The organism is Streptomyces sp. WM6378, from assembly GCF_001279695.1.
In the GTDB taxonomy this organism is placed as follows: Bacteria; Actinomycetota; Actinomycetes; order Streptomycetales; family Streptomycetaceae; genus Streptomyces.
On the sequence record NZ_LGDD01000094.1, the window covers coordinates 53,219 to 79,528 of the forward strand.

Genomic DNA, 26,310 nt, shown 5'->3' on the forward strand with positions numbered 1-26,310 from the left:
GCCATCGCGACACTGGAGCACATCATGATCATCGTGACCGGAGCCACCGGGCAGCTGGGACGTCAGATCGTCGAGCGGCTGCTCACGCTCGTACCGGCGGACCGAGTAGGCGTCAGCGTCCGCGACCCGCGGAAGGCGCAGACGTTCGCCGACCGAGGCGTACGGGTGCGGCAGGGCAGCTTCACCGACCCCGCCGGCCTCGCCCACGCCTTCCAGGGCGCCTCACAAGTGCTCGTCGTCTCCGTCGACAAAATGGGCGAGGAGTGCGTCAAACAGCACCGCACCGCGATCGAAGCCGCCGTCGCGGCGGGCGCCCGCCGCATCCTCTACACGAGCCAGATGGGGGCCGGCCCGACGTCGCGTTTCCAGGCGTGCCGCGACCATGCCGCCACAGAGGAGATACTGCGCGCCTGTGGCGTGCCGTTCACTTCGCTGCGCAACGGCTTCTACGCCGCCAGCGCGGCGCACTTCGTCGGCAACGCGGCGGAGCGCGGCCGGCTCGTGCTCCCTGCGGACGGTCCGGTCGCCTGGACCGCGCACGCCGACCTTGCCGACGCAACCGCCGCCATCCTGGCCGACGAAGGCCGTTTCGAGGGCCCCACTCCGCCGCTCACGGCTCAACGGGCACTCACCTTCGACGACATCGCCGGCATCGTCACCGACGTCACGGGCCGCCCCACGACGAGGGTCACCGCATCCGACGACCAGTTCCGGGAGCAGCTGGTGGGCCAGGGCGCACCGGCAGAGACGGCGGATCAGTTGCTCGGCATCTTCGCCGCCAGCCGTGCCGGTGAGTTCGCCGCCGTCGACCCGACACTCACCCGCCTGCTCGGCCGTGAACCCATAGCCGTGGGCGCGGTGTTGCGCGAGCGGCTGTCCAAGGACTGATCCGCAGCCCTGGGTTCCACTTGCCCACCAGCGCCTTTCCAGGTGCGACTGCTGTCGGCGGCCTTGCATCAAGTTGATTTCAACTTTGCGCAATTCGGCAACTATCATGCACGGCACGGGCGTTCCTTGCCCACGTCCAACGGTTACGCCGCCGGACTCGCGCAGCCCGGGAACGCGACCAACAAGGGGGGACTTGATGCGTTACCTGGTACGCGATCGCATGCTCGCCTTCCACGAAGAAGCCTGGATCGAGACCGAACAGCGGGAGAAGCTGTACAAGGTCAACAGGAAGCTGTTGCGCCTGCGGACCACGTTCCACTTCGTGGACACCCGCGGCGACCAGGTGGCCGGCATCGTCAAGAAGAGGGTGTCCCTCCACCACACGATCCTCATCCGGCGAGACGGCAAGGCAGTGGGCCGGATCAGCAAGCGGAGGTTCCGGATCTTCGGGGACCGGTTCAAGGTCAGCCTGCGGGACGGCCGACGGCTGAAAGTGGTCGGCAACTTCTGGGACCGCGAGTTCGACATCCAGCACGCGGGCACCACCCTTGCACACATCTCCCGGCGGTGGTTCAGCATCCGTGACGCCTACGCGGTCGATGTGCTGAGCGAGCAGGACGCGACGTTGCTGATCATCCTCGCGGTGTGCGTGGACCACACCCTCGAAGACCGCAAGGGCGAAAGGCTCACCAACCTCTAGACCATTGCCACCCGAGACGAGTCATGCCGGTTGCCCCCGGTGGAGTTGGCGGCCGTCGACGGGCAGAGCAGGATCCTCACGTCCGGGCAGGCGCTCCGGGAGCGCCTGCTGGACTCAACAGCGCGCCGCTGAGGCGGCGCCCGATCGGGAGAGAACGAACAACGCCATGATGGGCCACTCTCATGCCGTCAGCGGTGCCCTGCTCTTCGCGGGGACCGCGCCGTACCTGCCACCGTTGGTACTGCACACGCATCTTGCGCCACAGGAAATCCTGATGGGCACCGTGCTGTGCGCCGGCGCCGCACTGCTGCCCGACCTGGATCACCACGACGGCACCATCGCCAACTTCCTGGGTCCGGTCTCCAAGCTCCTCTGCCGGTTCGTCGCCTGGATCTCCGGCGGCCACCGCCACGCCACGCACTCGCTGTTCTTCGTGGCCTTCATGACCCTGGGCAGTTGGGCCGGAGTTTCCTACCTGGGCCGACCGTTCACCCTCAGTATGACCTTCTTCCTGCTGGCCCTCGCGGTTCGCGCCCTCAACATCTGCCCGCCCGGCCATGGCTTCCACGCCTGGGGCACCATCGTCGCGATGGCCGGTGTCGGCACGGCCGCCATCGCCAAGTTCATCCCGTCGGCGCCCGGTTGGCTGCCGTACGCCATCGGCCTCGGCTGCCTGGCTCACCTTCTGGGGGACTCGATCACCAAGCGCGGCGCGCCGTGGCTGTGGCCGCTCAAGAACCGCTACGAGATCGTGGTGATCAAGCGCAGCGGAAACAAGCTGGAGACGGAGATACTCACCCCGGCCATGGGCGTCGCCACCATTGCCCTGCTCTGGTTCAGTGTGCTCTCGCCCCACCCCATCAGCTGACGGACCGACGGACTGTGCGAGCAGCTCGACCGGCGGGCCGGTGGGGATGTTTCCACCCCGGCCGGGGGCATGGCAGCCGAATCCCGGGACGTCGTGATCCACGAACACCACAATGGCAGTGACGGTCCGCCGTCGCCGTGGCGGCCAACCGTCCAGGACTCCTCGTGGGTGAGCAAGAGAAAGAGGAAGACGTGAGTGAGAGCCAGCACCCGTCCGACGTGTCGGGCAGGCTGAATACCGGGGTCGCGCACAACGCACGGGTGTGGAACTACTGGATCGGCGGGAAGGACAACTACGAGGCCGACCAGCAGGTTGGCGACCAGGTCGCCGCGATGTTCCCAGTGATCCGGGACGTGGCTCGCGCAGACCGTGCCTTCCTCGGCCGTACGGTCCGATTCCTCACCGCCGACTGCTCGGTGCGGCAGTTCCTGGACATCGGCACCGGACTGCCGACCCTGGACAACACCCACGAGATCGCCCAACGGATCGCACCCGAGTCCCGGGTCGTCTACGTCGACAACGACCCCATCGTGCTCGTCCATGCCCGCAGCCTGCTGACCGGCACTCCCCAGGGAGTCACCGATTACATCGACGCCGACGTCCACCAACCGGACCGCGTCATCGAGGGCGCCTCGAACACCCTCGACCTTGAGCGGCCCGTCGCTGTCCTGATGCTGGGAATCCTCAACTTCGTCCTCGACACGGGCCAGGCGCAGGACATCGTGCGCCGCATCATGGCCTCGGTCCCCTCCGGCAGCTATCTCGCCCTCACACACCCCACCACCGACACCGACCTCGGCGGCGAGGGCAACATCGAGGCCATGAAGTTCTGGAACGAAAACGCCACGCCACCGATCACCGCCCGCAGCCGCGCAGAGATCAGCGCCTTCTTCGACGGCCTGGACCTGCTCACTCCCGGTCTCGTGTCCTGCTCGCAATGGCGCGCCGAGTCCAACTCCGCTGCCGCACTCCCCCAGTTCGGCGCAGTCGCCGTAAAACCCTGACAGACGCCGGCACGTCTACGCCGAAGGACGATGTGCAGGAGCCGGGTGCCGTGCTCACCGCCCTGCGCCTGCCGCCTGACCGCGGCGGCGCCGGCCACGGTATAGGTGCAGCCTCGACCCGCCAGCGGGTGGCTCGCCATCATCGGACCAGCGAAGCGAGCGTTGGCCCAAATGGTGGCAATTGGTGACGTATTGCGCATGTGCGTCGTTCCAAGAGGCGACGGGCTTCCCCCAGGGCGGCCCTGTCACCCCTCTCTGATCCACCGAACGGGAGCACAACCGTGATCAAGCAGGTTCTCGCCGGGGCGGCTTTCGCCACCGCCGCAACGATGGCCATCGCCGCGCCCGCCTCGGCCACCACGGGCCCCCAGGCCCCCAAGAAGCCCGCCAACGGGCTCCAGAGCATCCCCGCCAGCGCGCTCGCCGGCATCCTCGCCAACGCGCTCGCGCAGGGCGCGACCGTCAGCGGCACCGGTGCCACGGACTTCGCGACCCGCAACGGTGACACCGCCATCGTCGGCGAGGCCGGCGGCATCCTCAACACCTACGGTGCCTCGCTCGTCAACGTCGACGGTCGCTGCCTGGTGCCTCTGCCGGAGGGCGAGGGCATCGGCGGGCACCTCCTCGGCGGCCCCAAGGCCGCGTGCAACATCGCGCCCGTCGACCAGTTCCAGGCCCCGCAGAAGCTCCTCTGACCCTTCAAGACCGCTGACCTGCCCTACACAGCACACCAGCCCCGTGCTGCTGCCCGCACACCCTCAGGTGTGGGCAGCGGCACGGGGCCGGCAGGCACGTAACCACGCTGACACCATCGCCGCCTGCACGGCGAAGGAGAGGCGGCGAGCCCGGCACTGGGTGCGGTCTCCCTGTTCCGTGCCAGCACACGAACTCCGCACACACCGCCCAGCGACAGCACCCGGCGCCCACCCCATCTCTCATCCGCTGACAGTGGCAGCGCGTACGCCACGTCCCGGAGACGGCCCACATGCTCCTGTGGCCCGCGCGGAGACGGGCGCCTGCCCCACCCAGGATGGTGACAGCGGTCGGAGTCACAGCGGCGAGGACAATACGGATGCGCGTGGAAGCCCTTTTGGCAGTGGTCTGATCGGACACGACAGAAGTGCCGTCCTACCCTCCGGTGCACGACATCGTCCGCAGCGCTCCCATCCGAATGAGCCTGATCCACCAGTCCAGCTCACGGGATTGCCTTAGCTGTCCCACCGGCAGGTCGTGCCGCGGATCGGCCTGCCGGTGACGACCGGAAAGGTCGAGGGGCCAGCACCTGCACGGCAGTGTCTCGCGCGATCTGCGACCGCGACAGATCCTCCCGGTCCCTCTCCAGCCGGACCGCCGACTCCGCCGCCTCGGCCCGGAGTTCTGCCACACGCTGTCGAGCCGCGGTCTCCCGCGCCCGAGTCTTCCTGCAACGACACACACCATGGCGCCCCACCTCCACCCGTCCACGGTAGGAACACGGGGGGGGGAGGATCCAGCGGCAACAGGAGCAAGTCCCTGCCTCAGGTCGAACCGCACACGACTTCGTGGGAGGCGCCCCGTGACGCGCGTCCTCTCTCTTCCCCTGGAGTAATTCGATGAACCGCAGTGTGCTGTTGGAGACGCTGGAGGGCTGTGTTCCCGCAAGGCGGGGCGCCTTGATCGTGGCCCGGTCGTGGATGCATCCCGATCGAGGCCGGGTCGGTTGTCCGGCGCACCCTGCTGTGATCGCGGCCGCCGAAGAGGCCGGCCTCGCCGTCCAGGCGCGGGACCTGGGTGTCGAGCAGCAGGTGAGCGGGGAGACGACTCGTGGCGAGGGAACGATCTTCGCCGTGTCGTACGAAGACCCGGTAGGTGGTTTCCGCGGTCTCGCGGTCGCCGCGCATCGCGCGGACTTCGCCGCGATGGCGTGGGCCAGCGAAGAGATCGCCTCGTGGCGGTCGGTGATGCGCACCCGCCGGACCTTCACCCTTGATCCTGCCGACGGTCCCGCGCCGCGCAGCGGGGACACCGCGGCCTTCGCGGGGGTGTTCCCGGCGCAGCCCGAACCGCGGGACAGCGCATGGGCGGCCTGTGGTTGCGCTCTTCAGGCGCGTTGCCCGGCAGCAGGGGACAGCGCGTCCGCCATGCGTTCCTTCCGGGCGCGAGGGGATGAGGTTGTGCTGGTGGGGGAACCTGTGTGGGGCTCAGGCATCGGCGTTCCGGTTGCGTCGGGGGGCGGAGAGTCGTACCGGGTCAGGTCGGTCCGGGATGCCGAGGCTCTCACGGCCTGTGCCCCGGAGCGACTCGCTTTCGTGGTCGCGCCGGGCAGCGTGAGTGTCGAGGTTGCCCGGTTGCTCGCGGTCCTGCGCAGGAGGTTTCCCCGCTTGCGTGGACAGCACCCTGATCAGTGGTGCTACACCATGACCGACCTCCTCTCCGCGGCGCGTTCCGCGCTGGCCGAAAGCGATGTGCTGTTGCTGGCGGGAGCCGGTACCAGTCCGGTCGCGGCCGCTGCGCAGGCCGCCGCCGCCGTGACGCCGGTCCACCGGATCAGTGCGCTGGGCCAGCTTCGGCCCCGCTGCATCGATGTCGCAACGCTGACGATCGCCGATTGCGGAGCCCGGTTGGGTGGCCAGGTGCTGCAGGTGTTGTCCGGTCTGGGTCCGCTCGGTGTGCTGAGGCGTGCGACCCGTACCGAGTCGGTGCCCGTGGTGTCTCCGGTGGGCGGTGAGCGGACCGGCCGGGTCCGCTCCTGATCGCCGCACGGCCGGTGGTACGAGCCGACTTGATGACTGATCGCTGCTCCTTGCCCGCGTGGGTCAAGTGCCTGTTGCTTTTTTTTGGGGGGCAGCTCACGGCCGGTCCTCTGCGTCCTTCCCGGTCGCCCGTCGGGGCCGTAGTTGTTGTGCTCGGTCGAGGAGTGCCGCTGCTGCGCGGTTGTGGCGGTAGGGACGTATGCGAGCGATGAGTGTGGTGAGGTGTCCATCCACGCGGGCGCTGCTGATCTGGGAGTGCACGGTGAGGAATTCGGCCCAGGTGTGGCAGGCGAGTTCGAGACTGCCGCAGTTGAGCTGAGCCTCGGCGAGCTGGGCGAGGGTGATGGCGCGGGAGCGGTTCTCGGTGGGCGGCCGGTGGCGCAGGGAGGCTTGCAGAGATGTGGCCGCCCGGCGGTGATCACCCAGACTGCCGGCGACAACGGCGTGGTGGAGGGCCAGAGCTGCCGGGTGGTAGGCGCCGACCGGTGACGTGCTGGAGGCTGGCCCGTCGAGCAGGTGCTCGGCGGCTGTCAGATGGCGGGCGGCGGCCTTCGGGTCGTTCAGGCTCGCGCGGGTCACGGCGAGCTGGCCGAGGAAGAAGGCCTGTTGGCCGGGCGGGGTGTGGGGGAGGCCGAGGCTGACGGCCTGGGCGGCGAGCCGGTCGGCCTGCGGGAAGTGCCCCAGCGCGTGGGCCTGGACGCTCAGCCCTCGCAGGCCCAGTGCGTAGCCGGCTCGGTCGCCCGCCTCGTGGGCCAACGCGAGCGAGGTGAGGTAGTACTGCTGGGCTCGGCGGTGGAGGTTGGAGTCGAAGTGGGCGAAAGCACAGAGGTAGGCCATCTGCCCGGCGACCGTGCACAGACCGCGACGGAAGCGGGGCTCGGCCGGCATCCGGAGCCACCCGGCCGCACTGATGGCCAGAAAGCGGCTCAAGGCCTCGCGCATGACACCGGCGCCGAAGCAGGCGTCGGCCCGGGAGAAGACCGGCAGCAAGGACTGGCAGGCGGCCAGCTGCTCCGGCCCCACGACCGGGTCCCCCGTACGGGTGCTGACGGACCGTTCTGCCCGCGGTGCCCAGGTCGGGAGGGCCAGCCCGGCAAGGCTGTACACGGCGCCGGGAGAGTGGCCGCCCCGGCCGGGTGGCTCGTTGAGGTGTTCCAGCATGTCCACGGCAGCGTCTCCCCACGGCACTGGACCGCTCGCACCCGATTCGGCAGGAGCAGGGTTCAGGCCAGTGTCGGTGACGCTGACGGGTCTGCCCAGGGCCCGGGACAGCACTTCTGCCGCGAGTTGGGCGATGTGCGGGCGGGGCCGGGTGCCGGCGAGCCAGTGGGCCACCGTGGTCCGGTCGTAGGTGAGCGGCCACCCCTGTTCTGTTGCTGCCGCATTGAGCTCGCGGGCGAGCCGGGCACCGCTCCAGCCTGTTTCGGACAGCAGTCGGCGCAGTGGCTGGTTGGGAGTTCGGCCGGGTGTCGTGCGGCGGGACGGCATGGGCACTCCGCTTTGCGACGTTCAACATCCGTTTCTGTTCAACACGTTGCCCCCTGGAACGCCGCGTCCCTGAGGCCGAGGCGGAGCAGTCTTCAGAGTGAGACGTGAACGGGAGCAGCGGAAGGGCGCATTGGGGCGTTCATCCGCGCAGCGTGGGCGCCCGTACGTACATGCCATGTCTCGCTCCCTCAGCATTGCCACGCCGAGGTGACGTAATGCCCTTGTCGGGTATCCATGGTTTTCCTGTGGTCCGCGACCACGGCGGCACGGCCGGTCCCCGCTGCTCCGAACATCTTTCCTGGACGGCGGCTGGGCTGCTCGCCCAGGTCTTCGGCGACCCGACGGCCGGTTGGACCCGACGCCGGGACGATGGGCCGCCCCGTTCGGGAGCAGTACCGGCAGGTCCTGAGGAGAACACCGTGCAACGGCAGCGGACGACTACGACGGACGCGCCTGATCCCCGCCATGTTCACCTCTTCGCAGGGCAGGGGGACTTCCCCTTGTCACCGCTGCTTCGGGCGGCTGGTGCGCACGGGATGCTGCGCCGGGTCATGGGTGAGGTGTTCGAGGAAGTGGACCAGGTGGCGAAGCGCCGCGGACTGCCGTTGCTGGAGCCGTGGTTGCTGGGTCCGGCACCTCCCAGCGGGCGTGATCTTGCGCGGGCCCCGGTGGGGGTGGCGCAGTTGGCCTTGTTCGGGGCGTCTTTGACGGTGCACAGGGCCCTCATCGAACGCTTTGGGCCTCCTGACGCGGTGGTCGGGGTCAGTTTCGGGGAGATCCCCGCGTTGACCGCGGCAGGCGTCTTCGACGTGCCTCAAGGGGCGGCGATCGCCTGGGAACTGGGTCGCATCCTTACGAGTTCCTGTCCGGGCGGTCTGACCCTGCTGGGCTGCGGGCAGGCCGCGGCCCGCGGCATGGTGTCGCAGGCCGGCGGCCGGGAGGTCGTGGTGGCCTGCGTGAACGACTTCCAGGAATGCGTTGTCAGCGGCCCCGTCGATCAGTTGCGGCGGGTGGAGAAGAGCGCTGCCGCGATGGGCATCGCCTCGGCGCGGCTCCGACTGCCGTTCTCCTCCCACCATCCTGCGCTGGGCCGGCAGGCCGAGGAGTTCGCGCAGGTGGTCCGCCGTCACCCCGCACAGCCCATGAGCTGTGCGGTCCTGTCCGCCGTCGCCCGCCGCCCCTACGTTCCGGGAGACGACGTGCCGGCCCGCCTCGCCGACTGCCTGCTGTGGCCCGCCCATGTACCCGATGCCGTGGCTCTGGCCACCGGGCATGCCCTGCCCGGGCAGCGGGTGCGGCTGTTCGAAGCCGGCACCGGAAGCGCCTTGGCCGCGAACGCCCGGCGGATCCTGAAAGGGCGGTCCGTCACGGTGCATGCGCCACTGGCCGATCCCGGCTTCTCCTGGTGACCGCCCCTCCCCTGCTCCGGAGGCCCCCATGAACGCACCCTCACTCCCCCGCTCCGACACCGGCCCGCTGCACGAGCTGGTGCACAGTGGCTGTGCGCCAACGTTCCTCGCGGCCCTCCACCAGGCACTGCGCCACCACCCCGCGCCCGACCCTCCCGACCCCACCGGCAGGGACGCCCGCCTGACGGCACGCCTGCGTCAGCTGACCCGCGCCCTCCCGCGGGCCCGGGACCTGTTCCGCTCCCCCGCACAGCTCGCCGCCCTCGTCGCCTGGAGCGCGGCGGCCGAGCCGGCCCTGTGCATGACCGTCATCAATCACAGCGTCCTGGGGCTGGGTTCCCTGATCTGTCTGGCCCCTGACCACGGCCCGCTGCGCGAACAGTTCGAGACGCTGGAAACAGCCCGCGCGAAGTGCTCCTACCTGGTCACGGAGATCGGCCAGTCCAACAGTCACCTGGCCACCCGCACGGTCGCCGAGTTCGATGCACAGACCCGTGAGTTCATCCTGACCACGCCGGACCAGGGGGCGGTCAAGTTCTCCAGTACCGCCGCCCACGGCATCCCCCGCGTCGGCGTCGCCCTGGCCCGGCTGGTCGTGGAGGGGGACGACTGCGGCGTCTTCCCGTTCCTGGTCGAACTCAGCGACGCATCCGGTCCGCTGCCCGGCATCGAGATGACCGGCCCGGTCGAACTCAGCGCCCTGCCGCTGGACTACGCCTACGTCTGCTTCACCGGCGTACGGCTGCCGTGGGAACACTGGCTGCGCGACGATGCGACCATCGGCCCGGACGGTGCCTTCCACGAACCGCTCGGCTCACCGGACCGGCGCCTGGCGCGCACGCTGTGTGTGGGGCAGGCCCTGTGGGCCACGCTGCCCGCCGCGGCCGCGGCCCTCGCCCGGCAGGCCGGGGTGGCAGCCGTCCGCTACGCACGTCGGCGCCGCACCCAGGGGCGCCTCGCCCCCGGTACACCGCTGCTCGACTACCGCAGCCAGCAACATGCGGTGCTCGGCGCCATGGCCGATGCCTTCGCTCTGACCTGCGCCGCCGACCGCGCCCTTGAGCTGTGGGCCGCCTCCCGGTCCGCACAGCGCCAGGGTTCGTCCGACGGCGCCGACCCCATCGGGTTCGCCCCGTGGTCTGCCGTGAGCCGGCCACTGTCCGCGTACAAGGCCCACAGCGTCCGTGAGGCAGCACGGATCACCGCCCTGTGCCAGCGCCACTGCGGGTTCGCCGGATTTCTGGACGCCAACCGTCTCGCCTCCTACCGCGGATTCCTCGAAGCCTTCGAACCCGCTGGCGGAGACAGCCAGTTGATCTGCTACGACCTCGGGCGGGCCCTCGCCGACGAGGCCACCGCACCTTCATCGGACGACGTCACGCCCTTGCCGCCGCTCCAGGACCCGCAGTGGTGGCCCACGTTGCTGCGTCGGCACACCCAGGAGCTCACTCGCCGGCTGACGACCCGTCGTGACGCTTTAGCCGCGGCAGGCCACCACGCCAAGGACAGCTTCGCGGTGTGGAACCCCCTGCTCGACGAAGCGGCCGAGCTCGGATCCGCGTACGCCGCCCGGCTGGCCGCCGATGACGTCACCCGCACCCTGACCGCGATCCCCGACCCCGAGACCCGAAGCCGCCTGGAGCCACTCGCCGCGCTGCACGGCGCCCTGGCGGCCCGCCGCCATGCCGGCTCCCTGCTTGCCGGGGGCACGCTGGCCCCCGCCGACCTGGACGAGCTGCCGCGGGTCACCGACCTGCTCTGCGACGCGGTTCTGCCCCACCTCCGCTGGCTGGAGGACGCTTTCGCCCTGCCCTCCGACGTCGTCCCCGCCCCCCTGGGAGCCGAGGACTACAACCAGGCCCTCGCCCAGACCCTCACTTGGAAGCATGGAGCGATGTCATGAACCGTCCCGCTTCCCCACGCCGTATCGGAATCCGCGGCATGGGCAGCTACCTGCCCCGGCATCTGCGCACCAACGAGGAGGTGGCCTACCAGACCGGAGTGAGCGCCGAATGGATCCACGAACGCACCGGCGTCCGCAGCCGGCACGTCGCCGCCCCCGACGAAGCAGCCTCCGACCTCGCCGCCTGCGCCGTGCGAGCCGCCGCCACCGCCGCCGGTCTGGACGCGTGTGACATCGGCCTGCTGATCTGCGCCACTTCCACCCCCGACGAACTCGGCCCCTCCACCGCCTGCCGCATCCAAGCCCTCCTCAAAGCCGACCACGCCGTGGCCCTCGACGTCAGCGCAGCCTGCTCCGGCTGGCTCTTCGCCATCAAGGTGGCCCACGACTGGCTGCGCGCGGAACGCGCACCCCGCTACGCCGCCGTGGTCGGCGTCGAGGCCTACTCGAAGTTCCTCGACCCCACCGACCGGGCCACTTCCGTGCTCTTCGCCGACGGAGCGGCTGCCGCCATTCTCGGCCCCGCCGACCTCGAAACGGGCTTCCAGGACTTCTCGTTCGGATCCGACGGCACCCTCGCCGATCACGTCCTCATCCCCGCCGGCGGCAGCCGAAACCCCGCCACCGCGGCCACCCTGGCCGACAAAAGCCATTGCATCCAGATGGACGGACGCGCTGTCGGCCGCTTCATCAGCGCCATTTTCCCCCGCCTGGTGAGCGAAGCCCTCACCCGCAACAACCTGGACCTGGGCGACCTCGACTGCCTCATCGCCCACCAGCCCAACCCCGTCCTGCTGCACCGCCTGGGCGAGGAGCTCGGCCTCGACGCCGACACGCTCGTCATCGTCGGAGACGAGGTCGGCAACATCGGCGCGGCCAGCGCCCCCTACGCCCTGACCGCCGCGGCCGCACGCCACACCCTGCGCCCCGGCGCCCGCATCCTGATCACCGTATTCGGAGCCGGCATGACCTGGGGCAGCGCCCTGCTCACCTGGAGCGGTGCCCCCGCCGTACGCATCGGCCCCACCCCCGTTGCCCAGCCCGGACAAGAAGGGACCCCCTCATGACCACTGCCCCCAGCGCCCTCGACCGCTTCCGCATCGACGGAGCGCGCGCCCTGGTGACCGGAGCCTCCCGCGGCATCGGCAGAGCCGTCGCACTGGCCCTCGCCGACGCGGGCTGCGACCTCGCCCTGTCCGCCCGCACCGCGGCCGCCCTGGACGCCACCCTGAGAGGCGTCGAAGAACGCGGCCGCAAGGCCGTCGCCGTCCCGGCCGACCTCACGCACCCCGGCGCACCGGCCACCGTCGTCGACCAGGCAGCCGGCTTCTTAGGCGGCCTCGACATCGTCATCCACAACGCCGGCGCCCTGCCCACCGCACCGGACGGCTCCCCCGTCATGGTCCCCCTGCAGGGCAGCGAACAGAGCCACTGGGACCAGGTCATCGCGCTCAACGTCAACGCCACCGCCGCGCTGTGCCGGGCCGCCCACCCCTACCTGGCCGCCTCCCAGAGGGCCAGCCTGACCCTCATGTCCTCCGTCGCCGGACTGGTCGGCACCCCCATGATGGAGGCCTACGCCGCCTCGAAAGCCGCCCAGGTCTCCCTCGCACGCAGCCTCGCCAACGGCTGGGCCCGTCAGGGCATCCGCGTCAACGCCCTTTGCCCCGGATGGACCCGCACCGACATGACCGAATTCGCCGCCACGGGCCCGCTCTCCGACTGGCTGATGGCGCACGTCCCGCTCGGTCGCTGGGCGGAACCCGACGAAGTCGCCCTCGCGGCCCTCTTCCTGGCCGGCCCGGCCGCGGCATTCCTCACCGGCCACGCCCTCGTCCTGGACGGCGGCCTGTCCGTCCCCGACGGAGGACTGGCCGGCATCCCCAAACCGCCCTCGCCATTCGCCGCCTGACCTCTCTCCCGAAGGCACCCATGCATTTCGACGACACCACCGCCGTCATCACCGGCACCGGCTCCTGTCTCCCCGCAGACACCCTCAGCAACAACGACATCATCAGCACCGGAGACCTCAAAACCACCGACGACTGGATCCGCACCCGCACCGGCATCACCCACCGCAGGCGCATCAGCCCGGGGCAGGCCACCAGCGACCTCGCCACCGCAGCCGGCGGCGCCGCGATCGCCTCCGCGGGAAACCCCACCGTGGACATGGTCATCCTCGCCACCACTACCCCCGACCACCCCTGCCCGGCCACCGCACCCCAGATCGCCCACCGCCTGAACCTGGGCACCGTGCCCGCCTTCGACATGGCGGCCGTCTGCTCCGGGTTCCTCTACGCCCTGGCCACGGCCACCGCCCTCATCCGCGGCGGCCTCTGTCACACCTGCCTGGTCATCGGCGCCGACACGTACTCCACCATCGTCGACCCCCACGACCGTGAAACCGCCGCCCTGTTCGGCGACGGGGCCGGAGCCGCCGTCCTGAGCCGGGGCAGCCCCGCGACACCGGGCGCGATCCATGCGGTCGACCTCGGCTCCGACGGCAGCGGCCGCGACCTCATCACCATCCCCGCGGGCGGCTCCCGCCAGCCGAATCACCCGCCCCCGCCCGAACCCACCGCCCACTACTTCCACATGCACGGCCGAGAGGTCTACGCACGCGCCGTCCGCCACATGACAGGCTCCGCCCATCAGGTGCTCACCGCGGCCGGCTGGGCCCCGGAGACCGCACGCGCCTTCATCGGCCACCAGGCCAACCAACGCATTCTCGACTCCGTCGCCGACCGTCTCGGTCTGCCGACCGAGCATTGCTTCGGAAACATCGCCCGCCTCGGCAACACCGCCGCGGCCTCCATCCCCCTCGTTCTAACTGACCCCGCCGTCCACCATGCCCTCCACCCCGGCGACCGCACCGTCCTGACCGCCTTCGGCGGTGGCCTCACCTGGGCCTCCATCGCCCTCACCTGGCCATCCGCCACCCCCCGCAGCAAGCCTGCCGAACCTCCGAACCCAGCAAGGAGCCAGTAGCCATGGACACCGTCCTGACCCACCTCACCACGGTCCTCACCACCAAATTCGAGGTGCCCGCCGACCGGATCACGCCCCGCAGCACCCTCGCCGACCTCGAACTGGACTCCCTGGCAGCCGTGGAGCTCTACGTCACGCTCCAAGAACACTGGGACGTGCCCCTGGACGACAGCGAGGCCACCCCCGACCGCACCGTCGGGGAAATCTCCCGAACCATCACCACCCTCCTCCCCCGGCACGAACAGCCCGCGGCTGGCGACGAGTGCGGCTGATGCCCGACGCCCTGGCCGTCACCGGCATCGGCCTCGTGACCCCGGGCGGAATCGGGACCGAGGCCACCTGGCAGGCCGTATGCGCCGGACGCTCCACCGCCCGTACGGACCCTGAACTCGCGGGACTCCCCGTCGACTTCACGTGCCGCGTCCCCGGCTTCGGCCCCGACGCCCTGCCCGGCACACGCCAGCCGTGGCGCTACGACCGCTCCACCCAACTCCTGCTCGCCGCGGCCGCCGAAGCCCTGCGCTCAGCACGCCTCGATCCCGCCGACTGGGACCCCGCCCGCGTCGCCCTGGTCGTCGGATCCGCAGCGGGCGGCATCTCCACCCTCGAAACCCAGCACCGCAGATTCCTCGACCACGGCATCACCGGCCTGTCCCCGCTCACCCTCACCGCCTACCTCCCGAACATGGCCGCCGGCCACCTCACCCTCGCACTCGGCATCACCGGACCAGCCCTGCAGACCTCCACCGCCTGCGCCTCCGGGGCCAGCGCCATCATCACCGCCGGTCTCCTCCTCGACCTGGGCCTCTGCGACATCGCGCTGGCCGCCGGGGGCGACGCCATGACCACCCCGCTGTGCGCGGCCGCCTTCGCCAAAATGGGAGCGCTCTCCCGGCGGACACACGACCCCGCGCGCGCCTCCCGCCCCTTCGACAAGGACCGCGACGGCTTCGTCCTCGGCGAAGGCGCCGCCGTGATCGTCCTCGAACGCACCGCCCACGCCGCGGCCCGCCAGGCACCGACCAGTGCCTACCTCATCGGCCACGCCGCCACCAGCGACGCCCATCACCCCACCACCCCCCATCCCGAAGGCGACGGACTGCGCCGTGCCGTCCTCCAAGCACTCCACACCGCCGACGCGACCACCCACGACGTCGACCACATCAACGCGCACGGCACCAGCACCCGCCTCAACGACCGCACGGAAGCCGCCGTCATCCACGCCCTGTTCGCCTCCCGTCCGCCGTCCGTCACCTCCGCCAAAGGCGTCCTCGGCCACACCATGGGCGCAGCCGGAGCCATCGAGGCGGCCCTCACCGTCACGTCCCTGCAGCGCTCGACCGTCCCGCCCACCGCCAACTTCGCCGAACCCGACGCGGCCACCGCCGGCCTCGACCTCGTCACCGGCCGTGCCCGCCGGCAGCCGCTCACCGTCGCCCTCAGCCACTCGCTCGGATTCGGCGGCCACAACACCGTCCTCGCCTTCTCCACCAGCACCTGACCTCCGCGCCTTCCAGGCGTGACACTGCCCCGCCCCGCCCCGCCCTGCGGCGCGGGGCCGGCGGCCTTCCGGGGACGGGTCACTGCATTGGATTTGAATCAGCCCTGCGGCCGGCACGGCGTGGCCAATTCCCCTGCGACAGGTGGCGTAATCCAGCGCATTAGCTGCCCACCGGGGCCATGCGGATCGATTCGGACTATCAGGCGTCGGCACTACCGAACCTGACGGGTGGTCAGTTACTGAAGCCGTCGCGCTCGAAATGCCACCGGACCTGCGGTCGCGCCCTTTTTCGGCAGGCCTTCCCGTGGTGGCCGCGGCCAGCGACGACCGGCGCAAAATTAGCCATGAACGTCCTGCATTACGAAGTCATGGTTGTTACATGACCAACTCTTTTCCTATGCTGCTCATGCCGGGACGGGATCAGCAATTCCTGTAATTGCTCATGCCGTTTACCGCGCGCAAGGGAACGAACCGCACGCACGACAGACATGTGCACACAGAAATGGGGCCACACCGAAACGGCATGGCCCCAGGGACGCTTTGGTATGCAACGCCTCGCACCGGCCGTCGACTTGGCAGGCAACGGGCCGGCCGCGAGACACATGACCGCGACCTCATCGGAGGGTACCCGTGAATCACCCCAACCGGCTACGCACCGCGATACACAGCGACGGCACCACCCCCCTGATCGGCATTTTCGACATGTTCTCCGCGTCCGTGGCGGCGCGGCACTACGACGGGATGTTCGTCTCGGGATTCGGCTTCGCGGCCTCCCACTACGGCCTGCCCGACATCGGCTTCATCGCCTGGCCCGACATCGTCGCGTTCGTCCAGCGGCTGCGGCTCGCCTTCCCCCAGCAGCACCTGCTGGTCGACATCGACGACGGTTACGTCGACCCGGAGACGGCGTGCCACGTGGTCCAACAGCTGGAGAACGGCGGGGCCTCCGGGGTCATCCTGGAGGACCAGCAGCGCCCGCGCCGCTGCGGCCACGTGGACGGCAAGCAGGTGCTGGCTCTTGACCAGTACCTCGAAAAGCTCGACATGGTCCTCAAGGCGCGCCGAGACCTGGTCGTCGTCGCGCGCACGGACGCCACCGAGGAGGAGGAGATCCTGCGCCGGGCCAAGGCCCTGGCCGCGACCGACGCCGACGTGATCCTCGTCGACGGGGTACGCAGCATCGACTGGATCCACAAGGTGCGCCGCGTCATCGGCGACAAGCCGCTGCTCTTCAACCAGATCGCGGGCGGCAAGTCGCCGCGGCTCTCGCTGACGGAGCTTCAGGAGCTCGGCATCGACGTCGCGATCTACAGCACGCCCTGCCTGTTCGCCGCCCAGACCGCCATCGACGGCGCGCTGAGCGAGCTCAGGGCGGCCGACGGGCGGCTGCCCGAGCACACCCCGGCCAGTGTCGGCGTCGCCGAGTGCCTGTCGCTGCTTGAGCGGAACATCAGCCGCCACCACGGCCGTGTCCCGGCCGGCGCCTGACGGTGAGTCGGGAGGGGCCGCGTCGCTTGAGCGGCGGCGCGGCCCCGCGCCTCGTAAGTCCCGCTCCGTACAAGGAGATCCATGCTCCTCATCCTGCGCTCGGTCGCCCGTCACGTCCGGCACCGCGTGGACTGGTACATCGTCGCGCTGTTCGCCGTCATCGGCGTGGCGACGCTCGCCCCGGTGGAGGGGGCAGCGGCTGACGGCGTCTCGCTCGCCGTCCGGGTCGCCGTCGGGCTGCTGTTCTTCCTCTACGGTGCCCGCCTCTCGCCGCAGGCGGCGTACGACGGTCTGCGGCACTGGCGGCTGCACGTCCCCATCCTGGCTCTGACCTTCGTCGCCTTTCCTCTGGCGGGACTGGCGGCCGGGTTGCTGCCGGGTGCGGTGCTCGGCACGGAACTGGCCGTCGGTGTCCTTTTCCTGACGATCCTTCCGTCCACCGTGCAGTCCTCGATCGCCTTCACGTCGATGGCCCGGGGCAATGTGGCGGCGGCCATCTGCTCGGCGTCGTTCTCCACCGTCCTCGGAGTGGTGCTGACTCCCGTCCTGGTGGTCGCCCTCATCGGGCAGACCGGCGGCGAGGGAATGCCGATACGAACCTCGCAGCTCGGGGACATCGCCCTTCAGCTCCTGGTGCCCTTCCTCGCCGGGCAGGTGGCGCGGCGCTGGGTCACCGAATGGCTGGGCAGACACCGGGCGTTGATCACCGTGTGCGACCGGGGCTCCATCCTGCTCGTCGTCTACTCCGCGTTCAGCCGGGGCATGACCACCGGCATCTGGCAGCGCGTCTCGCCCGGGCGGCTGCTCCTGCTGGCCGCGCTGTGCGTGCTCCTGCTCGTCCTGGCCCTACAGCTCGCCAACGGCACTGCCCGCCTGATCGGCCTGCCGTACGCGGACCGGGTCACCGCCGTGTTCTGCGGCTCGAACAAGAGCCTGGCCAGCGGGCTGCCGATGGCCACTGTCCTGTTTCCTGCGGAGCGGGTCGGGATAGTGATACTGCCGCTGATGCTCTACCACACCATCCAGTTGGTGGCCTGCGCCTGGCTGGCCCGCCGCTGGTCGACCAACCGATCCGCCGACCCGAGAACCCGGCGACTTGGCCGGGCGGAACCACACCGCGAGGTTCTCGAAGAACGCGCAGGACCACCACAGGAGTACAACGGGCGCGATGAAGCAGGGAGGCCACGCAAACCCCGGGGACCCGGCCCAGGTCCGGCGACGAAGGTTTGGCCGCCGGTCGGGAGGCGGTCGGCACCCTACGGCGTGAAGACGCCTCCGGACACGAGCTGTTGACCGCCTGAACTACCCGGCTAGCGGCGGTACTTGACCGCCTCGGCGGACGGCAGGCCGACGGATTTCCGGGCGGCATGGCAGGCCAGTCCGCACCGCGTTCACGTGCGGGACCTGGGCGGGACGCCCGCTGAACGTGCCGTGCCGCCGGACCCGGCCGCCGCACCCACCGCCATCGCCACGTGCAGGGCGGCCCTGGCTCGAAGCGGCTCGGCTGTCATTCGGTGTGCAGGACCCGGGCGATGGTCTGCCGGGCCGCCGTTCGCGCCGGTAGCACCGCGCCCAGTGCGGCGATCGCCACCCCGGCAAGGGCCAGCAGCGCCATGGCTCCCGGGTGCCAGACGTCCAGCATCCGGTCCGGGAGAGCGAGGTGGGCGCTGCTCTCGGTCAGCGGGATCACCACACGATAGGCCGCCACCCCCAGCGGCAGCCCGAGGATCCCGCCGATCAGACCGAGCCCCGCCATGGACACCACCAGCATCACGGTGACCTGGCGTGGGGTCATGCCGATCGACTTCAGCATCCCGAGGTCGCGCCGCCGCTCCCGGCTGTTCAGCACGACCGTGTTGAACACTCCCATCGCGGCGACCACCGACAGCATCAGAGTCAGCGCGGAGGCGGAGCCGATCACCGTCATGGCTCCGGCGTTCACCGATGTCTGCGCGCTCGGATCGAGTCCGGGGTCGGCGGCCCGAACGGCCTTCATGTAGGCGGCGGTATCGGCTTGGGGGCTGAGCCGCACCCAGTACTGGTTGGCCTGCGCGCCCGGCGCCAGGGCGGTCAGTGTCGACCAGTCGGCGCGCATCATGTCCGCCGGCCCGGACATGACCTCACCGACCAGGGTCACGCGCTCCGTGCGGCCGTCCGCCGCGCCCAACGTGAACGAGTCACCGAGGCTCACGCCGTGCTTGGACAGAAATTTACCGGAGGCCACTACCTCTCCGCGGGTGCGCATCCACCGGCCTCTGGCCAGGTCGTCCTGCAGTACGGACCGGCCCTCGCGCGCGCCTTGGATCGTCACGCCCTGGCTCTGGCCGAGCAGCCGCACATCGGCGAAGCCCACGGCGGAGACGTCCGCCGCCTGCGGCAGACCGCGCAACAGCGTCTGTGCAGCGACATCGTCATGATGCGGGACGGATTGTCCGAACCTGGCTTCCCCTCGCCAGACGACGACTTGGAGTCTGCCGGCGCCCTCGACGGCGTCGCCGTAGGAGACCATGGTGGTCGCCAGGCCGGTCGCGAAGGTCACCGTCGCCACCCCGAGCAGCACCGCGGAGACGGTGAGCAGGGCCCGTCCGGGCCGGGCGAAGGGCAGACCGAGCCCCAGGGTCACCGAGCGCGGCAGTCGCGCGCCGGTCAGCCACCGCTGCACCTTCAGCCCCCGTCCTCCGCCGGGAGCGCTGCCCGCGCTGATCGCACGTGCCGCGGAGAGCCGGTGTGCGCGCAGCGCCGGGATCAGCGCGGCCAGCACCACGACCGCGGGCATGCCCAGCCCCGTGGACACGTACACCCAGGAGCTGACCGTCGGCGCGACGTTCACCGTACCGAGTTCCGCGCCCTGGAAGACCTGGTGCAGGAGCGGCCGCGCGACCACCGCGCCGAGTGCCGTCCCGGCCGCCGCGCCCACCGTCGCCGGGACGCAGACCATCACCAGATAGACCGCGACCACCTGATTGGGCGTGAATCCCAGGGACTTGAGCACCCCGATGTGCCGGAAGCCGGACACCACCGCACCACTCACCACATTGCCCACGATCAGGACGGCCACCAGCAGGCCGAGGATCCCGAAGGCCATGAGGAACGGTACGAAGGCATTGGGCTGGGAGGCGATCTGCGCCTTCAGCGTCAGGTACGACTGATGGGCCACCAGCGAGCCCGACGGCAGGCCGGTGGTCACCGCTGTCGTGCCGGCCGTGATCTGACGGGGCGTCGCGGCCCGGTCGAACCGGTACAGCATCTGGTACGTCGTGGGGTGCAAGGCTTCGATCTGCTCCGGGGACACCCACGCCTGCGCGGTTCCGCTCACGCTGGACGCGAGGCCGACGACGGTCAATGGCGCAAGCCCGGGCAGCCGGATCCGTTTGCCGAGCGGGGAGTGCGGCCCGGTGCCCATCCCGGGCGCGTCCGGCAGCGCCAGGACGAGTTGGCCGGGGCCGGTGGCCCAGTGTCCGGCGAACAGGTCCAGGCGGTCGACCGGTCCCCCCGGGTCCCCGCGCCCCACCACGGTCACCGGGCCCGTCCCCATCCCGGGCAGCTCGTCGGCCACGCTCCGCGGCAGGTCGACCACGGCTTGCGGAAACGGTCCCGCCGCGCCCTGAACCCCCGGACGGTGCGCGGTCCGCGCCACCTGTGCGGCCGGCACTTTCGCCGCGTCGAAGGTGGCGACGACATGCGCGCCCCGTGCCTGGCCGAAGAGCCGGTCGAACGGTCCGGACACGACGTCGAGCAGGCCGAGGGCAACCACGAGGGCCATGCTGGAGACGAGGACCACCACTGCGATCACGGAGGTCTGCAGCCGGCGGCGGCGCACGGCCGCGCGTGAGGCTCGCCACACCGCGCTCACGCCGAACGCTCCAGAGTCCGCTCGCCGGTGATCCGGCCGTCCGCCATCGTGACCAGGCGACTGGCGCAGCGCGTGGCGAGCCGCCGATCGTGCGTCACCAGCATCAGGGTCTGGCCCAGTTGGTTGAGGTCGATGAGCAGGTCCATCACCTGCTCGCCCGCGTGGCTGTCCAGCGCGCCGGTCGGCTCGTCCGCCAGCAGCAGCGCGGGACGGTTCATCAGTGCGCGAGCCACCGCGACCCGTTGGCGCTCGCCACCGCTGAGGGCCGCGGGATAGACGTTCCTGCGGTCGGCGATGCCGAGTTCGTCGAGCAACTCCAGGGCTCTGCGCCGGGCTTGGCGGGCCGGTGTTCCGGTGAGCTGGGCGGCCAGTGCGATGTTGTCGATCGCGGGCAGGTCGTCGATGAGGTTGAAGAACTGGAAGATCATGCCGATCCGACGGCGCCGGAAGAGCGCGAGGCCGGTCTCGTTGATGCTGCCGAGGTCCTCGCCGTGCACACGCACCGAGCCTGCGCTCGGCCGGTCAAGGCCGGCGATCATGTTCAACAGGGTCGACTTGCCGCAGCCGGACGGGCCCATCACCGCCACCGCCTCGCCCGCGCCGATCTCCAGCGTCACTCCGTCCAGGGCGACGGTGTCGCCGTACTCCTTGCGCAGGCCCCTCACTTGGACGACGTCCTGGCCGCGCACGGTGGCCGGGCCGGTTCCTGGGGCAGCGCCCCTGATGTGTTCGGTGGTCATGACAGGGACGGTAGGCGGCGTGGGCGTTCGGGGCGTCAGCCCCTGGAGGTAGTCCGCGGCGACGCTCATCCTGGCGATGTACGAGCTGGTCCTGGGGGTGGACGTCTGCTCGCCTCCTGCCTGGCAGGATGGACGCCGTGTGGATATCGGGAACGGGCTGGCTACTGACTGCCCTGGTGACGGGGAGCCTGGCGGTGGCGGGCAGCACCACCGTGCTGCTTGCCCGCGCCCGCCGCCGTTACCGCAAGGTCCTGGAGGACCGGCGCTGGCTGCTGGAGCGCGAACGGGAGGCCGCCGCGCGCACCGCGGTGACGGCCGAACGCGCTCGCATCGCCCGCGAGTTGCACGATGTCGTCAGCCACAAGGTCAGTCTGATGGTCGTTCAGGCGAGCGCCGCCCGCGAGGTGCTGGCCGCGCTGCCGAACGAGGCCGCGACCGCGCTGCGGGCCGTCGAGGGCGCGGGGCGCGACGCCATGACCGAACTGCGCCATCTGCTGGGCCTGTTGGCTCCCTCGCCGAACGGCGACGACGACGGGGATGAGCGGCACGGCGACCTCTCCGGGCTCGCACCTCAGCCGAGCCTGAGCCAACTGGGCACCCTCGTCGACCGGATCGCCTTCGCCGGCCTCCCGGTCGAGGTGCGCATCTCCGGCGAACCGCGCCCACTGGCGCCCGGCATCGACGTCACCGCCTACCGGATCGTCCAGGAGGCGCTCACCAACGCGCTCAAGTACGGCGACGGCGGCAAGGCGTCGGTGACGGTGCGCTACGCCGACCACAGTCTGCGGGTCGAGGTCCTCAACAGCGGACCGAGCGTGCTGTCCGCCGACCCCACGAGTCCGGGTGCCGCACCGGGTGACCACAAGCGCCGGTACAACGGAGCCGGGCGTGGCCTGATCGGTCTCCGCGAGCGCGTCGCCGTCTACGGCGGCCACTTCGACGCCCGGCGCCGTATCGGCGGCGGTTACCGCGTCCGCGCCCGCATCCCTCTGGAGAGCCCGTGACCGAGCCACCCCCCGACCTGCGCGCCCATGGGACCATCGGTCGGGATCTCAACGCTCCCGGCGAAACAGGCGGTCCGCGCGTCCTCATCGCCGACGACGAGGAGCTCATCCGCACCGGCTTCCGCCTCATCCTCACCTCGCGCGGCATCGAAGTGGTCGGCGAGGCCGCGGACGGCGTGCAGGCCATCGCGGAGGCCCAACGGCTGCGCCCGGACGTCCTCCTGATGGACATCCGGATGCCCCACCTGAACGGCTTGGAAGCCGCCAAGCGCATCCTGCGCCTACTCCCGGACTGCCGGGTCCTCATGCTCACCACGTTCGACCTCGACAGCTACGTCTACGCAGCGCTCGCCGCCGGGGCGAGCGGCTTCCTGCTCAAGGACGTCACCGCCGCCCACCTCGCCGCATCCGTACGGCTGATCAACACCGGCGACGCACTGCTCGCCCCCTCGATCACCCGCCGTCTGGTCGAGCGCTACGCCACCGCCCGCGGTGCCGACCAGTCCCCCGGCCAGGCTCCCCGCCCCACGGCCGGGGCCTCCGTGGTCCGCACACCCGCCATCCATCGCGACCTGGCCGCGCTGACCCCGCGTGAACTGCAGGTGCTGGCCCTGATGGGCCGTGGCCTGTCGAACACCGACCTCGCCGAAGCCCTCACCCTCAGCGAGGCCACCGTGAAGACCCACGTCGCCCGCATCTTCGCCAAACTCGCCCTCCGCGACCGCGCCCAAGCCGTCGTCCTGGCCTACGAAACGGGCCTGGTGACCCCTGGTGGCTCGGCCGCCGACTGACAGGCTTCCACGACGGATCGGTCCCGGCTCCGCCTCCTGGGGCGGCTCGATCAATCGCGGCAGCCACGGGGCCCTTCCGCATGCCGCCGCGAACATCCACCCATGGACCAGTAGGGATTCCTACCCGGTGCGGTCAAGTTGGCATCGATCCCGTACAGCCCCGCCTACCAGCACGCCTACCGGCACGGCGTCGTGCCGACCGCGCAGCAGAACCAGGGCATCAAAGACAAGCAGAACAGCTACGCCTGGTTCAGCCCGTTCGGCTCGCTCAAGCACCGTGTCATCGGGGCGATGCTGAGGACCGTCGGCGGCGGCAAGAGCTATCCGCTGGAGCTGATGCGGCATACCGGGGCTGGCCGACCACGGCGTTCGAGGACACTCGCCGCGCCCTCACGGACGGCCACATCCCGTACGGCTACCGGGAGGGGCAGAACGCGGCGCAGTTCTTCTGGCTCGACCTGCGGGCCTATCCGCCCCCGGCCGGGACGGCGGTGATTCCGCCAGCTGCTGTCCTGCGTCGAACCGGGCTGCTTCCGCCTGTGCAACACGGCCGTCGACACCAGCGAAGTCATGGCCTCGGTAGGCAGGGTGGCCGACCTCTTGGCGCCGTGGCGGAACGGTCGCCGTTGACCTTCCCGGTGCGGGGCGGACGCACAGTCCGCCCCGCCGCTCACGGGCATGACCGTGGCCATGGCGCGCTGGGCCTCCGCAGCCGCAACGGCGGCCCACGGCTATTGGCGGCATCAGGGAGCCGCCAACTCGGTCAGCCGCTGACCACAGTTCACCGGTGATCGGGCGCGACCACAGGGCGACCGTGCGCAGGAGACCGAGGCGGCACACCAGCCCGCTGGGGACCTACGCGGTCTCACGCCAGGTGGACTCGTGGGCTGCAGCTGGCGTTCGTCTCCCCACTGCCTCTCGTGGTCGGTCAATCGAGGCCGTCGACCTCGAAGCGCCAACGGGGGATTCCATCGTGCGGGTGCGGGCCATGGCCCCGTCGTCGTGCGTTACGCGAGCGCGGGCGAGCCGAGCAGTGCCGAGGCGGCCTCGACCGGGGTCAGGACGGGGGCGGGCGGCGCCTCGCCGATCGAGGCGCACTTGAAGCCGAGCGTCGTCATGGCCCGTACGACTTCCTGGGCGCTGAAGTCGCGGCGGTCCTGCCGGGTGATGACCGACCCCACCTGCTTGGCGGGGTAGTGGCGGCGGCCGATCAGTACGGAGTCACCCACGAGGGGTTCGGGCTTGACGCCCTTCATGGACTCGATCACCCCGCTCTTGGTGAGGTCGAACGGGAAGCGGGCGATGACACAGCGCATGTTGCCTCACAGAGAGAGGAGGGGCGGCCCGAGGGGGCCTGGCGGGAGATGGCTTGAGAGGGAACGACGCCCGGTGCCTGAGGGGCGACCGGTACGTGAACGGGCTTACGCCGCGGCGTTGTTGGCGCCGGAGGTCGGCTGACCGGCGCCGCGCGCGGACTGGCCGACGCGCCGCCGGTCCTGGGACATGCGGCTGCGGCGGCCGCGGGACGAGGCGGCGCTGCGCCGGGAGCGTTCCACGACGGGCACGCTGATCGTGACCGGGATGCCCGAGGGGGTCTGGGCGCCCGTGATGCGGCTCAACTCGGCGTCCCCGGACCGCACTTGGGTGATCTGCGGAACGATGCGAGCGGTGGCCATCAGGCGGCTCATGTCGCGGCGCTGGTTGGGCGTGACGAGGGTGACGACGCTGCCGGACTCGCCGGCGCGGGCGGTCCGGCCGCCGCGGTGCAGGTAGTCCTTGTGGTCGCTGGGCGGGTCGACGTTGACGACCAGGTCGAGGTTGTCGATGTGGATGCCGCGGGCGGCGACGTTGGTGGCCACGAGCGCCGTCACATGACCGGTCTTGAACTGGGCCAGGGTCCGGGTGCGCTGCGGCTGGGACTTGCCGCCGTGCAGCGCGGCGGCGCGCACCCCGCTGTTCAGCAGGTGCTCGGTCAGCCGGTCGACGGCGTGCTTGGTGTCCAGGAACAGGATCACCCGGCCGTCGCGGGCCGCGATCTCGGTGGCCGCCCGGTTCTTGTCGGCGCCGTGTACGTGCAGCACGTGGTGCTCCATCGTGGTGACCGCGCCCGCCGACGGGTCGACGGAGTGGACGACCGGGTCGGACAGGTAGCGGCGGACGAGGAGGTCGACGTTGCGGTCCAGGGTGGCCGAGAACAGCATCCGCTGGCCGTCCGGACGTACCTGGTCGAGGAGCTCGGTGACCTGCGGCATGAAGCCCATGTCGGCCATCTGGTCGGCCTCGTCGAGGACGGTGACGGCGACCTGGTCGAGGCGGCAGTCGCCCCGGTCGATCAGGTCCTTCAGGCGGCCCGGGGTCGCGACGACGATCTCCACGCCGGAGCGCAGCGCACTGGACTGCTTGCCGATCGGCATGCCCCCGACCACCGTGGCGAGGCGCAGCCGCACGGAGCGGGCGTACGGCATGAGTGCGGCGGTGACCTGCTGGGCGAGCTCGCGGGTGGGGACGAGGACCAGCGCGAGCGGCCGGCGGGGTTCGGCCCGCAGGCCGGCGGTGCGGGCGAGCAGGGCGAGGCCGAAGGCGAGGGTCTTGCCCGAGCCGGTGCGGCCGCGGCCCAGGACGTCCCGGCCTGCGAGCGAGTTCGGCAGGGTCGCCCCCTGGATCGGGAACGGCACGCTCATGCCTTCGCGGCCGAGCGCGGCCAGCAGCTGCTCCGGCATCGCGAGATCGGCGAAGGCTTCGACGGCGGGCAGCGCGGGGGTGGTCGTCACCGGCAGCGCGAATTCGCCCTGCGCGGCGGAGGGCCGTCGGCCGTAGCCGCCCGAACGGCCGGCGGAGCCGGGGCGGCCACCGCCCCTGGGGGTGCCGGAAATTCCGGAGCGGGTACGGGTTCGGGAGAAGCGGTCGTTCGGGGCGTTCGTACGGGTGCGGTTCACGGGGAACCTTCCTTGAT

The 26,310-nt window shown here is 70.7% G+C and carries 23 protein-coding genes; 18 read left to right on the top strand and 5 right to left on the bottom strand.

Features of this window, described 5'->3' with window-relative positions; all coding sequences use genetic code 11:
* The first annotated feature begins 24 nt into the window (after positions 1-24).
* The 6 genes from ADK54_RS10855 to ADK54_RS44810 all read left to right on the top strand — a co-directional run bounded on the left by ADK54_RS10855 (position 25) and on the right by ADK54_RS44810 (position 6,192).
* A complete protein-coding gene (locus ADK54_RS10855; protein WP_053725359.1) occupies positions 25-888 on the top strand; it encodes an SDR family oxidoreductase in 864 nt (287 codons plus the stop codon).
* Positions 889-1,084: 196 nt separating this feature from the next.
* On the top strand, positions 1,085-1,588 hold the full coding sequence (locus tag ADK54_RS10860) for an LURP-one-related/scramblase family protein (protein ID WP_053725360.1): 504 nt from the start codon (positions 1,085-1,087) through the stop codon (positions 1,586-1,588).
* 169 nt (positions 1,589-1,757) lie between these two features.
* Positions 1,758-2,456, top strand: a complete 699-nt coding sequence (locus ADK54_RS10865; RefSeq protein WP_234392003.1) for a metal-dependent hydrolase — start codon at positions 1,758-1,760, stop codon at positions 2,454-2,456.
* 191 nt (positions 2,457-2,647) lie between these two features.
* Complete coding sequence (locus tag ADK54_RS10870) at positions 2,648-3,460, top strand: SAM-dependent methyltransferase (protein WP_053725362.1); 813 nt, start codon at positions 2,648-2,650, stop codon at positions 3,458-3,460.
* A 281-nt stretch (positions 3,461-3,741) separates the two neighbouring features.
* Positions 3,742-4,155, top strand: coding sequence for a hypothetical protein (locus ADK54_RS10875; RefSeq protein ID WP_053725363.1), 414 nt, complete (start codon positions 3,742-3,744; stop codon positions 4,153-4,155).
* A gap of 897 nt (positions 4,156-5,052) precedes the next feature.
* Positions 5,053-6,192 (top strand): hypothetical protein, encoded by a 1,140-nt coding sequence (locus tag ADK54_RS44810; RefSeq protein ID WP_063801945.1) that lies wholly within the window; start codon positions 5,053-5,055, stop codon positions 6,190-6,192.
* Positions 6,193-6,288: 96 nt separating this feature from the next.
* Here the strand turns inward: ADK54_RS44810 and ADK54_RS10885 are convergent, their stop codons facing one another.
* The gene (locus ADK54_RS10885; RefSeq protein ID WP_063801946.1) at positions 6,289-7,680 is read right to left on the bottom strand and encodes a hypothetical protein; all 1,392 of its coding nucleotides are present in this window, start codon (positions 7,678-7,680) and stop codon (positions 6,289-6,291) included.
* A gap of 536 nt (positions 7,681-8,216) precedes the next feature.
* Here ADK54_RS10885 and ADK54_RS10890 point away from each other — a divergent pair.
* The 9 genes from ADK54_RS10890 (at position 8,217) to ADK54_RS10930 (ending at position 18,262) form a co-directional block, all read left to right on the top strand.
* Complete coding sequence (locus tag ADK54_RS10890; protein ID WP_078966295.1) at positions 8,217-9,089, top strand: ACP S-malonyltransferase; 873 nt, start codon at positions 8,217-8,219, stop codon at positions 9,087-9,089.
* Positions 9,090-9,117: 28 nt separating this feature from the next.
* Positions 9,118-10,992, top strand: a complete 1,875-nt coding sequence (locus ADK54_RS10895; protein ID WP_053725367.1) for an acyl-CoA dehydrogenase — start codon at positions 9,118-9,120, stop codon at positions 10,990-10,992.
* Positions 10,989-12,059, top strand: a complete 1,071-nt coding sequence (locus tag ADK54_RS10900; protein WP_053725368.1) for a 3-oxoacyl-ACP synthase III family protein — start codon at positions 10,989-10,991, stop codon at positions 12,057-12,059. The genes ADK54_RS10895 and ADK54_RS10900 overlap by 4 nt, the downstream gene beginning before the upstream one ends.
* Positions 12,056-12,904 (top strand): SDR family NAD(P)-dependent oxidoreductase, encoded by an 849-nt coding sequence (locus ADK54_RS10905; protein ID WP_053725369.1) that lies wholly within the window; start codon positions 12,056-12,058, stop codon positions 12,902-12,904. The genes ADK54_RS10900 and ADK54_RS10905 overlap by 4 nt, the downstream gene beginning before the upstream one ends.
* Positions 12,905-12,924: 20 nt before the next feature.
* Positions 12,925-13,980, top strand: a complete 1,056-nt coding sequence (locus ADK54_RS10910) for a beta-ketoacyl-ACP synthase III (protein ID WP_053725370.1) — start codon at positions 12,925-12,927, stop codon at positions 13,978-13,980.
* Positions 13,981-13,982: 2 nt separating this feature from the next.
* On the top strand, positions 13,983-14,252 hold the full coding sequence (locus ADK54_RS10915; protein WP_053725371.1) for an acyl carrier protein: 270 nt from the start codon (positions 13,983-13,985) through the stop codon (positions 14,250-14,252).
* Positions 14,252-15,481, top strand: coding sequence for a beta-ketoacyl-[acyl-carrier-protein] synthase family protein (locus ADK54_RS10920; protein ID WP_053725411.1), 1,230 nt, complete (start codon positions 14,252-14,254; stop codon positions 15,479-15,481). The genes ADK54_RS10915 and ADK54_RS10920 overlap by 1 nt, the downstream gene beginning before the upstream one ends.
* Positions 15,482-16,111: 630 nt before the next feature.
* Positions 16,112-16,969 (top strand): isocitrate lyase/PEP mutase family protein, encoded by an 858-nt coding sequence (locus tag ADK54_RS10925; RefSeq protein ID WP_053725372.1) that lies wholly within the window; start codon positions 16,112-16,114, stop codon positions 16,967-16,969.
* A gap of 81 nt (positions 16,970-17,050) precedes the next feature.
* The gene (locus tag ADK54_RS10930) at positions 17,051-18,262 is read left to right on the top strand and encodes a bile acid:sodium symporter family protein (RefSeq protein WP_078966285.1); all 1,212 of its coding nucleotides are present in this window, start codon (positions 17,051-17,053) and stop codon (positions 18,260-18,262) included.
* 214 nt (positions 18,263-18,476) lie between these two features.
* On the opposite strand, the gene ADK54_RS10935 is transcribed toward ADK54_RS10930, so the two are convergent.
* Together ADK54_RS10935 and ADK54_RS10940 are read right to left on the bottom strand one after the other, a co-directional pair.
* Positions 18,477-20,822, bottom strand: coding sequence for an ABC transporter permease (locus tag ADK54_RS10935; RefSeq protein ID WP_053725373.1), 2,346 nt, complete (start codon positions 20,820-20,822; stop codon positions 18,477-18,479).
* Complete coding sequence (locus ADK54_RS10940) at positions 20,819-21,562, bottom strand: ABC transporter ATP-binding protein (RefSeq protein ID WP_078966296.1); 744 nt, start codon at positions 21,560-21,562, stop codon at positions 20,819-20,821. The genes ADK54_RS10935 and ADK54_RS10940 overlap by 4 nt, the downstream gene beginning before the upstream one ends.
* Before the next feature lie 128 nt (positions 21,563-21,690).
* On the opposite strand from ADK54_RS10940, the gene ADK54_RS10945 reads away from it, so the two are divergent.
* The 3 genes from ADK54_RS10945 to ADK54_RS45860 all read left to right on the top strand — a co-directional run bounded on the left by ADK54_RS10945 (position 21,691) and on the right by ADK54_RS45860 (position 23,852).
* Positions 21,691-22,566 (top strand): sensor histidine kinase, encoded by an 876-nt coding sequence (locus ADK54_RS10945; protein WP_078966286.1) that lies wholly within the window; start codon positions 21,691-21,693, stop codon positions 22,564-22,566.
* Between the two features lie 35 nt (positions 22,567-22,601).
* A complete protein-coding gene (locus tag ADK54_RS10950) occupies positions 22,602-23,357 on the top strand; it encodes a response regulator transcription factor (RefSeq protein ID WP_053725413.1) in 756 nt (251 codons plus the stop codon).
* Between the two features lie 138 nt (positions 23,358-23,495).
* Complete coding sequence (locus ADK54_RS45860) at positions 23,496-23,852, top strand: hypothetical protein (RefSeq protein WP_159047727.1); 357 nt, start codon at positions 23,496-23,498, stop codon at positions 23,850-23,852.
* 512 nt (positions 23,853-24,364) lie between these two features.
* On the opposite strand, the gene ADK54_RS10955 is transcribed toward ADK54_RS45860, so the two are convergent.
* Together ADK54_RS10955 and ADK54_RS10960 are read right to left on the bottom strand one after the other, a co-directional pair.
* Positions 24,365-24,673: an SCO5918 family protein gene (locus ADK54_RS10955; protein WP_053725375.1), complete on the bottom strand. Its 309-nt coding sequence runs from the start codon at positions 24,671-24,673 to the stop codon at positions 24,365-24,367.
* Between the two features lie 105 nt (positions 24,674-24,778).
* The gene (locus ADK54_RS10960; protein ID WP_053725376.1) at positions 24,779-26,293 is read right to left on the bottom strand and encodes a DEAD/DEAH box helicase; all 1,515 of its coding nucleotides are present in this window, start codon (positions 26,291-26,293) and stop codon (positions 24,779-24,781) included.
* Between the last annotated feature and the right edge of the window lie 17 nt (positions 26,294-26,310).